Consider the following 10,228-nt stretch of genomic DNA (forward strand, 5'->3'; position numbering starts at 1 on the left):
TCGTCGATTTAGTTTTACTGGGGAAGTGAACGAAGGGAAAATCCACGGCTATGCAGTGCGGGGATAATCGCCAAGAGCGCCGAAAGTGTTTGATCGCGCAGTCTGGTGAGCTTGCAGTTCCCGACCTCATCAGGTGGGCAACCGTCGTGCAAAAGCACGATTGCACCTGGCCGAGCAGCAGCGAGTACCGCGTCAACGATAGAATCGACTCCGGGACGGGACCAGTCTCTCGGGTCTATCGACCAGTGAACAGGTCGAAGTCCGGCGTTCATGGATCTTGAAAGGACATCCGCGTTCCAAGCGCCGTATGGCGCTCGTATATGTTGAACCGCAACTTGGGGACACGCCGAGACAATGGCTTCGTTTGTCTCCTTTATCTCTCGTTCGATCGCCTCCGAGTCACAGGCCGTAAGATCGGGGTGGGTCATCGTGTGATTGGCGACCAAGTGACCTTCTGCCGCAACACGGCGGACGAGATCGGGATGGTCTTTGACATACGCGCCGAGGACGAAAAAGGTGGCTGGTACGCGGTGTTCGGCGAGCACATCCAGGATCTGGCCAGTACATTCCGGATTGGGACCGTCGTCGAACGTCAGGTAGATGCTACGATCGTCGCTCCCGCCGTCATCCAACGGCACTTCGCTTATATAAGAGCGCCGCTTCATAGCTCGCACCCGTTTCGTTCGATCAATGATCCGGAAGGCCACTCGCTCATCGGTCGTCCTATCGGAAATACCAGGACGAGCACGTCTTCGGTGCGCGTAGAGGGCATATTGGGCAGCACATCTGGAAGGGTCGAGCGTACACGAACCCCCGTGACGATATTGGAGATACCGTCTCGGCAGAATCTCTCCACGTGGTTCCGCATAGCATGTCGGACGGTGCCGAACGCGAACGGCACCGCCAGTTCCTGCAAAGCCGGAGCCAAAGCGCGGATCGAGTGAGCGATTCCAAGCCCCTCCAGATCCGGGCGCACTCCATACAAGCCAAGTTCGGCGACCAGCAAATCGGTGTCGCCGACTTTTATGAAACGACGCAGCAAACCCATGTGGCTGGCTATGCCTTTCGAATCGTACGCAATTGCGCGACGTTCCGGTCTCGCACCCGCCCAGCTTCTGCCAGTCTCAAAAGGTTTGGCATTGAACTCTCCTGTCGGGCCATAGGTCGCTCGAAAAAAATTGGACAATTCCGCATGGTCCGACGGTTCGAGATCATTTTCCCAGGATATTTTCCACCGCACTCCAGCAGACATGCAAAGCTCCAGTTCGTTTCTCAGCCAATAAGCCAAAAGCAGCAGAGATTGGTGCAGGCGCACATGCTGATCGGGCCGCTCGTCGTCAATTTGCGACAGATACGATCCGCCTCCGCTCGCTAGTTTGCTTTGGCGCCTTGATAAGTTCCGGCCTTTTTAATAAGCACTCCGAAAGATTGGTAAAATTGATTGTTTGGATCACAATCATCTACATCATGGATCGAATATGCGTTTTAAGGGCCTGGATCTAAATCTTCTCGTGGCGCTCGATGCTTTGATGACCGAGCGGAAGCTCACCGCGGCAGCGCGCAGCATCAACCTCAGTCAACCAGCCATGAGCGCAGCCATCGGCAGGTTGCGCGCCTACTTCAATGACGAGCTGTTTGTGATGCAGAAGCGCAGACTTGTCCCGACACCGCGAGCCGAGGCGCTCGCCCCTGCGGTTCGCGAAGCTCTACTTCAGATTCAGCTCTCGGTGATTGCGTGGGATCCATTGGTCCCGGCGGAATCTGACCGGTGCTTCAGAATCGTTCTGTCCGATTTCATGACGCTGGTATTCTTCGAAAAGGTCATAAAGCGCGTAGCGCGAGAGGCACCCGGCGTCAGTTTTGAATTACTCCACATGATTGATTATCCGGACGAACGTCTCCACGGCGGAGATGTGGATTTTTTGATCCTTCCAAAACAGTTCATGTCAGCCCCTCATCCCAGTGCGAAGCTGTTTGGGGAGAAACTCGTGTGTGTCGGCTGCCCTAATAATCAACAGCTGCACGGGAAGCTTTCCCTTGAGCAATTTATGTCGATGGGACACGTCGCGACCATGTTTGGGCGTACTTTGAAGCCATCCGTTGAACAATGGCTATTGCTGGAGCACGGTTTTAAGCGGCGTATCGAAATCGTGGTCCAGGGCTTTAACGCGATCCCGATGTTACTACAGGGGACGAATCGGATATCAACCCTTCCCTTGCGGCTTGTCAGACATTTCGCACCGACGATTCCCTTACAGATCGTAGATCATCCACTGCCTCCTCTTTCGTTCACAGAAGCTATACAGTGGCCCTTGCTTCACAATTCCGATCCCGGCAACATCTGGATGCGTAACATAATTTTGGAGGAGGCTTCGCGCATGGAGGCATCCGCTGAAGGATGCTCTCAAGCGGCCAGAGCGGCCTAATTCTGGTCGAGCTGCATTAGCTCGAAGGATGTCGCTTCAGGTGGTGGCATCTCGCCCACTTCCTGCATTGATCAATCGAATCGGTTTTGGTTTCGCGATTGATTATGATGAACTGGTGAAGCTGTGCCATCGCTGCATTTCCACCCGTTACGATCCTGGAGAAGCACCGTGTGTCTTGGGCCGGCAGGCACGCCGCCCGGCTCCATCAGTGTTCGTGCCATGTCAAAATCGCGATTCCGAGCGAACCTCTCCCCGTCCTGGATCTTGCGCTTCACATGCCAGCCACATGACCAAAGGCACGAGTGATGGCGCCATCATGCGACCATTGAAGTAATTGAGAGCGCGTGGCTTATCAAATCATCCATTCTGCGGATGCTTTCGATCCAATCAATCAATTTTACCAATCTTTCAGCATGCTCCATAGCACAAAACCAGACGTGGGGCCGGCCCTCCCGTAGGAGCATCAAACGTGCTCAAGCCTTGCTTGGCCCGGATGTCCACCGCGTTCAGGACTCACTGGAATGATGGAAAGGAACAAGATGGCCGATCAGCTCACAGTAGAAATTATTGCTGCAATCAAAAATCTCGCCCAATCGGAAAACGGCGGGAGGATCCCTGTAGCAATCGGAGAAATCACCGCTGATAGCGAATTAACCTCGCTTGGCATCGATTCACTGGCATTGGCCGATGTCCTCTGGGACCTGGAGCAGGCCTACGGCATCAGGATCGAGATGAACACCGCCGATGCCTGGTCTAATCTGAAAAACATCGGCGATGTCGTCGAAGCCGTTCGCGGCCTGATCGCGAAGGAGGCATGATGGACAGGCGCGTCGTAATCACGGGAATTGGCGGACTATGCGGATTAGGAACAAACGCTTCATCTATTTGGAAAGAAATGCGGGAAGGCCGCTCTTCAATCAGCCCGATCATCACGACTGATCTCTATGATATGGAAGGCACGGTCGGTRCCGAGATCAAGGCGATACCAGCACACGCCATCCCGCGCAAACAGCTTGTCTCCATGGACCGCTTCAGCCTTCTCGCGGTGATTGCTGCAACCGAAGCCATGAGGCAGGCCGGACTTTCCTGCGATGAACAAAATGCCCACCGATTCGGCGCCGCCATGGGCGTCGGCGGGCCTGGCTGGGGAACGATCGAAGAAACTTACCGCAGCATCCTTCTGGACGGAGTGACCCGGGCGCGCATTTTCACCGCACCAAAGGGAATGCCAAGCGCGGCTGCCGGCCAGGTCAGCATTTTCTTGGGTCTACGCGGCCCCGTCTTCGGCGTCACCTCTGCCTGCGCTGCGGGAAATCACGCCATCGCTTCTGCGGTAGATCAGATCAGGCTGGGCCGTGCAGACGTCATGCTTGCCGGGGGAAGCGATGCGCCGCTCACATGGGGCGTCCTGAAATCATGGGAAGCACTGCGCGTGCTTGCCCCTGATACCTGTCGCCCGTTCTCCGCCGATAGGAAAGGCGTTGTCCTTGGCGAGGGTGCCGGAATGGCTGTCCTGGAAAGTTACGAGCACGCTGCTGCCCGCGGTGCGACTATGCTTGCCGAGGTTGCCGGAATCGGACTTTCCGGCGATGCCTACGACATTGTCATGCCGTCCATCGAGGGACCGGAGGCCGCAATGCGCAGCTGCCTCGCCGATGCCGAGCTAAACCCGGACGATGTAGACTACCTGAACGCGCACGGCACCGGCACCGTTGCGAATGACGAGATGGAGACGGCAGCGATCAAGCGCGTCTTCGAAGACCACGCTTTTCAGATGTCCGTCTCCTCCACCAAGTCCATGCACGCCCATTGCCTGGGTGCTGCCAGCGCACTTGAAATGATTGCCTGCGTCATGGCGATCCAAGAAGGCGTCATACCGCCCACCGCCAACTATCGTGAGCCTGACCCCCAGTGCGATCTCGACGTCACTCCCAATGTCCCGCGTGAGCGCAAGGTGCGCGTAGCCATGAGCAATGCGTTCGCCATGGGAGGCACCAACGCCGTCCTGGCATTCAGACAAGTGTGAAGAGGCGGACGATGTGGCCGTGAATGGTTCCAGCTGCAACCGCGAGGGTGGTGCCGCTGGAGAGAAGCTAGCTGGCGTGCCGTTACATATGCAGGTCAATTCGCACCGATGGTTAGCCCACAATGGCTCGCCGGGGATTGCTCACAAGGCGGGGTGAGGAAAATATGGTTGCGTTCCGTAGTTATGATCATTCACGCAACCGGCTGGAAAGAGCGCCCGCTCCGGGTTTGGCACTCGGAGCGGCTCTTCAAATTCACTTGCTATCGATTCCGCTTGCCGGCCGGGCTGGTCACTGCCACTTTCAATCCACTGCTGTCGAACGAGCCTCTGGACCACGCAAACGACGCGTTGTCGACCGTTTTCCTGCCGGGACTTCTCTTCTGCGCCATGCGATGTTGAGCGTCGAGAAGAGGAGCTTATCTGAACCTCGTTCAAGCCGGGCGTCAGAGGACCAACAACTTCATCGATGAACGCGAACTGAGAACAGACAATGACACGCACTCAAAAAGAAAAGATGCTGGCGGGCGAGATGTACAACCCGGCGGACGAGGAGATTCAGATGGACCTGTTGGCCACGGGAGCTTGGCTGAAGAGATATAATGATACTCTGGGAAGTACGGCCGAGCATTGGAACGCACTTCTTCTGGAGCGACTAGGAGAGGTCGGAACTGGAGCCGTCATCCGTCCGCCATTTCATTGCGACTACGGCTTCAACATCAGGCTTGGTGCCTACGTTTACATCAATTTCAACTGCGTAATCCTTGACGTAGCAGAAGTGACGATCGGTGCTGGGACGGCAGTCGGACCGGCTGTGCAGATTTACACCGCCGACCATCCGCATGATCCCGAGCAGCGGCAGGCTGGTCTGCAGCTAGGTCGGCCTGTCCGGATTGGCAAAGACGTCTGGATTGGTGGTGGAGCAATTATCCTCCCAGGGGTGACGATCGGCGACAACGCCGTCATCGGCGCCGGAAGCGTAGTCACCCGCGATATACCCGCAGGGGAAAAGGCCATGGGAAATCCGGCTCGGTTGAAGCGCTGAGGCAAGCCGCTGAGAACGCCATAGTCAAGGCAGTGCTTGTGAACCAACACTCCCACTTGCCACCAAGCCGATGCGGCGTGGTTGATTCATAAATATCGGATATCAGACCGGCCAACGCGGCAACCACGACGGCTTTCTGACGCATGCACATATGTGGGCTTTGCACGTCTCGTCGAACCAGTGGAAACTGAACTCGCCTGAGAAGGCGAGGTGTTTCGCCATCAATTCAATGAACTTGGTGCGGCATCTCCACCTACATTGAGCGGATCTCGTAAAGGCAATGGCGCGAGTTGCATCCACAATTTGGATGTGCGCGATCACAACAATCGATTTTAAACATCTTACCGGATGCGATTAGAAGGTTCCGCAAATGGGCGCGCTACAAAGCATCGTGGCACCTTCGTCCTTTGGCACACCGAACGGAGACAAATCAATGTGTGGGATTGTTGGCATCGTCGGGCGGCGCCCGGTGTCGCAGCGACTGCTCGACGCGCTAAAGCGTCTGGAGTACCGCGGATATGACTCCGCTGGCGTTGCCACGATCTCTGAGGGCACGTTGGAGCGCTGCCGCGCGCAGGGTAAGCTCGTCAATCTTGAAATGAGGCTAAAGCAACAGCCGCTAGACGGGATCATCGGCATCGGCCACACCCGCTGGGCTACTCATGGGGCGCCGACAGAACGAAACGCTCATCCACATATCGTCGACGGTATTGCCGTCGTTCATAACGGTATCATCGAAAACTTCGCGGAGCTGAAGGCCGAACTGGAGGCGACTGGTGCGGATTTCGAGACGAGCACCGATAGCGAGGTCGTCGCGCATCTCCTCGCAAAATCCCGTCGCGGCGGTATGAGCGGCCGAGAGGCCATGCACGCGATGCTAAAGCGGCTGAAGGGAGCCTTCAGCCTTGCAATTCTTTTCCAGGATGAGCCAGCCACCATTATGGCGGCGCGCAATGGACCTCCGCTGGTGATTGGTCATGGCGACGGGGAAATGTTTCTAGGCTCCGACCCTATCACGCTTGCTCCCTTAACCAACGAAGTTACCTACCTGGTTGACGGCGACTGGGCCGTGATCGAGAAAACAGACTTCAGGATCTTCGATAGTGAGGGCAATGTCGTCACACGCCCTCGACACACCTCGATGGCCTCTGTCGACCGAGTGACCAAGGGCGACTATGACCACTTCATGCAGAAGGAGATCTACGAACAGCCCGAGGTCATAGCCGGTGCTCTCGCCCGCTACATCGATATAGCCAGCAATCGGGCAGTTCAAGTATCAACGGAACTGAATTTTGCAAACGCCAGTAGCCTCGTGATCTCCGCATGCGGCACTGCCTATTTGGCAGGCCTGATCGGCAAGTACTGGTTCGAACGCTACGCACGCCTGTCAGTGGAAATCGATGTCGCTTCAGAGTTCCGCTATCGCGATATCCCCCTGTCGCCACATGCGGCGGCGCTTTTCATCTCGCAGTCCGGTGAAACCGCCGACACGCTAGCATCAATGCGATATTGCAAGGCACAAGGGCTGAAGGTCGGCGCCGTCGTCAATGCAAGCGAATCGACCATTGCCCGAGAAGCCGATGTCATCTTCCCGATCCTCGCAGGTCCTGAGATCGGGGTCGCCTCGACCAAGGCGTTCACTTGCCAGCTCGCAGTTCTTGCTGCTCTGGCCATCAGTGCAGGCAAGGCGCGCGGTACGATTACCGAGGACGAGGAGCGGCAACTGGTCATGAGCTTGATTGAAATGCCGCGCATCATGAGGCAGGTGCTGCGGAACATTCGGCCAAAGATCAAACTCCTGTCGCGGGAACTTTCGGGATACTCTCATGCGCTCTTTCTTGGCCGCGGCACCAGTTTCCCTTTGGCGATGGAAGGCGCGCTAAAGCTCAAGGAAATTTCCTATATCCACGCTGAAGGCTATGCCGCCGGTGAACTGAAACACGGCCCGATCGCGCTCGTCGATGAAAACATGCCCGTCATCATTATCGCGCCACATGATCGATTCTTCGACAAGACCGTCTCCAACATGCAGGAGGTTGCCGCACGCGGCGGCCGCGTCATTCTTCTCACCGATGAGAGCGGAGCTACGCGTTCGAAGCTCGATACCATTCACACGATCGTGCTGCCGGATGTCGAGGAAATAATTGCGCCCATCATCTTCTCTCTACCTCTACAGCTGCTTGCCTACTACGTGGCGGTCACCAAAGGAACCGATGTCGACCAGCCGCGCAATCTCGCAAAATCGGTCACTGTCGAATAATTGCATAGCTCCCGGAGCTAGCGCGATTTCGGACAAATACCGAAACCTTCTCATTGGAATTTAGAATAAGTGAGGTCGTATGAATGAAATTTCGCTCGTGGATGTCTTTGGGCGAGTTGGCCAGGAAGTTGGAAGATCCGAATGGATCATGATCGATCAATCAACAGTCGATCTATTCGCGGATGCAACGCATGACCATCAGTTCATTCATGTGAACCCGGAACGCGCTGCGGTGGAAAGCCCGTTTGGCGGCACGATCGCTCATGGTTTCCTGACTCTTTCACTTTTGTCGGTGATGAATTTCAGCGGGATGCCAAAAATTCGCGAGCAGACAATGGGCCTCAACTACGGCTTCGACAACGTGCGCTTCATGTCGCCCGTTAAGACTGGGAGTCGCGTACGCGGCCGCTTCGTATTGTCCGACTGCCGTTTTCGGGGCTCAAGCATGCTGGTGACGACCTACGAGGTGACGGTCGAGATCGAAAACGAGAACCGGCCCGCACTCACTGCCAGTTGGATCACGATTGTTCAGTTTGATCCAAAAGATCGGCCAAAGACGTCTCATAGTTGATCCTAGTTATAGGTATTACCCATCGATGTTGTTAACCAACGAAGGCAAACGATCTGACGGGGGATGCCAATGCCGCTCGGGTTTGCATCCGCAGGCGGCACTGGGCGAAATCAGTCGCCAAGGCGCAAACGGCTCTTTACCTCGACGACAGGCTGTCTGAGCCTTGAGAAGCGGCAATTACACCGTCTTGGCTGCAGACAACTAAGCCGTCCACCACCACACCTGACTTCTGTTCTCAATACACCGCCGAAAGGTTGCGCGGCATCTGCCGGCTAATGGACATTCATGGGACCATCCAATGAACACTCATCCGGCCACCGGAACAACTTCGACCTGTTAAGGCTCTTTGCCGCCTGCCAAGTGATGTTCAGCCACGCGTGGAATTGGCTTCACCTGGGCGATTCTTTGAACGGCACAACGGCCTTCAATCTGTTGTTTTCGACGCCGGGTGTTGCGATCTTCTTTGTAATCAGCGGCTTTCTAGTAACAGATTCTTACATCCGCTCATCGTCGGCGGCCTCTTTTTTCGTCAAGCGGTCGCTCCGAATCTTTCCTGCACTGTTCGTCAACATCGCCGTGATGGAACTTGCCCTGTTTGTGACGGGGGGATTAAATGTCACTGGCATCTTGCAGTATCTGTCTTACTTCACGGTCTACATTCTGACCGCTGCACGAATCTGGGCCGTCTACTTCACCTACGAGCCCTACACGATGAGCGGCTTTTACGGCGTCTCGGACCCAAGTGGAGTGCTGTGGACGCTGACGGTGGAGCTGACATTCTACCTCACCCTGCCAACGCTGTTGGAAATTTGGCGGCGGTGGAAACGAGCAGGGGCGCTAGTCGTTGCCGTCGCTGCTCTCGGGTCTTGGGTCATGGCGCAGCACTTCAACATAACTGATAGGTACAATCCGTTCCTGTCGGTGACAGTGGGCCCGACTTTCTGGATTTTTTCGATGGGAGTTCTTGCTCGGCTTTACTGGCATCGCGTAAGCAGGATCTTTGAGGGGAAGCTCTTGTGGTGGCTGGCAATTCATCTCACGATAACGTGGTGGGTAGCAGGGACGTCCGCTGCATTCATCTCTATCAACAATGCGGCGCCTGTCGATGCATTCCGAATCGCTATTCTTGCCGGTCTAGTCCTGTCGGCAGCGTACTCATTTCCGCGCCCTAACCTTTTGCGCGGGCAGGATCTCTCTTACGGGATCTACCTCTACCATATGCTCGTCATGCACACGCTGATCGGCATCGGATGGGTCGGCCACTGGTGGCTTTGGATCGTCGAGCCGGTCGGGACCGTGGCATTAGCCGCTCTATCATGGGCGCTGATTGAAAAGCCGGCCATGAAGCTTCGCAAATCGTTAGTCGCCAGAAGGCTTTCGGTCGCTTAAACGGAAAGCTCCTGTGAAAGATCGGAACTCAATCGAAGCTGCCACATTGGACGCGCCCAGATCGGGAAAATCGTCGTTTGTCCATGTGATTGGGTTTTTGACTGTCATTCGACTGTTCGTTCGTCCCTATTTCCGGGTCTGGTTATTCCCGCTGAGTTGGTCATAAGGGAATATTGGCCCCTCCGTGAGGGCCAACCAAGATCATTCGATGGGTCCATTATTCTGAGCGCCGAGAGCTAAACAGCCACCGCGGAACGCCGGCTAAACGGTCGCGGAACGTCCGTCGCAGTTTTTCCCGGCGCTGGCCGGCCGCGGGTTCTTGATCACGGCGATCGCCGAGTAAACCTTCGACGGATCCGAGCATTTGACCTGCCACTGAACTTTCATCCAGCGGCGGTTAGAGCCTCGGCGGCTTTGAATACGCCAAATGGCGCGGTGTGAGCAACCGGCGGAAACGCGGAGCTTTCATCTTGCGTAGCGTTGGAGCCGGTTGCGGCGATGGTCCCGGCATAGT

Annotated in this window: 9 protein-coding genes and 1 pseudogene; 7 read left to right on the plus strand and 3 right to left on the minus strand. The window is 55.9% G+C overall.

The window, feature by feature from the left end; translation table 11 throughout:
- Positions 1–14: 14 nt before the first annotated feature.
- Positions 15–665, minus strand: coding sequence for a chitooligosaccharide deacetylase NodB (nodB, locus tag AC1D2N_RS30285; protein WP_064649243.1), 651 nt, complete (start codon positions 663–665; stop codon positions 15–17).
- Positions 662–1,252, minus strand: coding sequence for a NodA family N-acyltransferase (locus tag AC1D2N_RS30290; protein ID WP_081295649.1), 591 nt, complete (start codon positions 1,250–1,252; stop codon positions 662–664). Before AC1D2N_RS30290 ends, nodB begins: the two co-directional genes overlap by 4 nt.
- 226 nt (positions 1,253–1,478) lie before the next feature.
- Between AC1D2N_RS30290 and AC1D2N_RS30295 the strand changes: the two genes are divergently transcribed.
- The 7 genes from AC1D2N_RS30295 to nodX all read left to right on the plus strand — a co-directional run bounded on the left by AC1D2N_RS30295 (position 1,479) and on the right by nodX (position 9,714).
- Positions 1,479–2,426: a LysR family transcriptional regulator gene (locus AC1D2N_RS30295; protein WP_065277152.1), complete on the plus strand. Its 948-nt coding sequence runs from the start codon at positions 1,479–1,481 to the stop codon at positions 2,424–2,426.
- 539 nt (positions 2,427–2,965) lie between these two features.
- Positions 2,966–3,244 carry a phosphopantetheine-binding protein gene (locus AC1D2N_RS30300; protein ID WP_012755326.1) on the plus strand — a complete coding sequence of 93 codons (279 nt, stop codon included), beginning with the start codon at positions 2,966–2,968 and terminating at the stop codon, positions 3,242–3,244.
- The gene (locus AC1D2N_RS30305) at positions 3,244–4,452 is read left to right on the plus strand and encodes a beta-ketoacyl-[acyl-carrier-protein] synthase family protein (RefSeq protein WP_477982579.1); all 1,209 of its coding nucleotides are present in this window, start codon (positions 3,244–3,246) and stop codon (positions 4,450–4,452) included. Before AC1D2N_RS30300 ends, AC1D2N_RS30305 begins: the two co-directional genes overlap by 1 nt.
- 490 nt (positions 4,453–4,942) lie before the next feature.
- The gene (locus tag AC1D2N_RS30310) at positions 4,943–5,494 is read left to right on the plus strand and encodes a sugar O-acetyltransferase (protein ID WP_065277149.1); all 552 of its coding nucleotides are present in this window, start codon (positions 4,943–4,945) and stop codon (positions 5,492–5,494) included.
- Between the two features lie 433 nt (positions 5,495–5,927).
- Positions 5,928–7,754, plus strand: a complete 1,827-nt coding sequence (glmS, locus tag AC1D2N_RS30315) for a glutamine--fructose-6-phosphate transaminase (isomerizing) (RefSeq protein WP_017968973.1) — start codon at positions 5,928–5,930, stop codon at positions 7,752–7,754.
- 79 nt (positions 7,755–7,833) lie between these two features.
- Positions 7,834–8,325 (plus strand): MaoC family dehydratase, encoded by a 492-nt coding sequence (locus AC1D2N_RS30320; RefSeq protein ID WP_017968974.1) that lies wholly within the window; start codon positions 7,834–7,836, stop codon positions 8,323–8,325.
- Between the two features lie 285 nt (positions 8,326–8,610).
- Positions 8,611–9,714 (plus strand): nodulation protein NodX, encoded by a 1,104-nt coding sequence (gene nodX / locus AC1D2N_RS30325; protein ID WP_065277148.1) that lies wholly within the window; start codon positions 8,611–8,613, stop codon positions 9,712–9,714.
- A 383-nt stretch (positions 9,715–10,097) separates the two neighbouring features.
- Here the strand turns inward: nodX and AC1D2N_RS30330 are convergent.
- A pseudogene (locus tag AC1D2N_RS30330) lies at positions 10,098–10,228 on the minus strand (IS3 family transposase); the annotation flags it as partial.

Source organism: Rhizobium sp. P1_B8, assembly GCF_056406515.1.

What these genes read in the sequence shown, in the direction of transcription:
- nodB (WP_064649243.1), bottom strand. Translation starts at nt 665, where the DNA reads ATGAAGCGGCGCTCTTATATAAGCGAAGTGCCGTTGGATGACGGCGGG.
- AC1D2N_RS30290 (WP_081295649.1), bottom strand. Translation starts at nt 1,252, where the DNA reads ATGTCTGCTGGAGTGCGGTGGAAAATATCCTGGGAAAATGATCTCGAA.
- AC1D2N_RS30295 (WP_065277152.1), top strand. Translation starts at nt 1,479, where the DNA reads ATGCGTTTTAAGGGCCTGGATCTAAATCTTCTCGTGGCGCTCGATGCT.
- AC1D2N_RS30300 (WP_012755326.1), top strand. Translation starts at nt 2,966, where the DNA reads ATGGCCGATCAGCTCACAGTAGAAATTATTGCTGCAATCAAAAATCTC.
- AC1D2N_RS30310 (WP_065277149.1), top strand. Translation starts at nt 4,943, where the DNA reads ATGACACGCACTCAAAAAGAAAAGATGCTGGCGGGCGAGATGTACAAC.
- glmS (WP_017968973.1), top strand. Translation starts at nt 5,928, where the DNA reads ATGTGTGGGATTGTTGGCATCGTCGGGCGGCGCCCGGTGTCGCAGCGA.
- AC1D2N_RS30320 (WP_017968974.1), top strand. Translation starts at nt 7,834, where the DNA reads ATGAATGAAATTTCGCTCGTGGATGTCTTTGGGCGAGTTGGCCAGGAA.
- nodX (WP_065277148.1), top strand. Translation starts at nt 8,611, where the DNA reads ATGGGACCATCCAATGAACACTCATCCGGCCACCGGAACAACTTCGAC.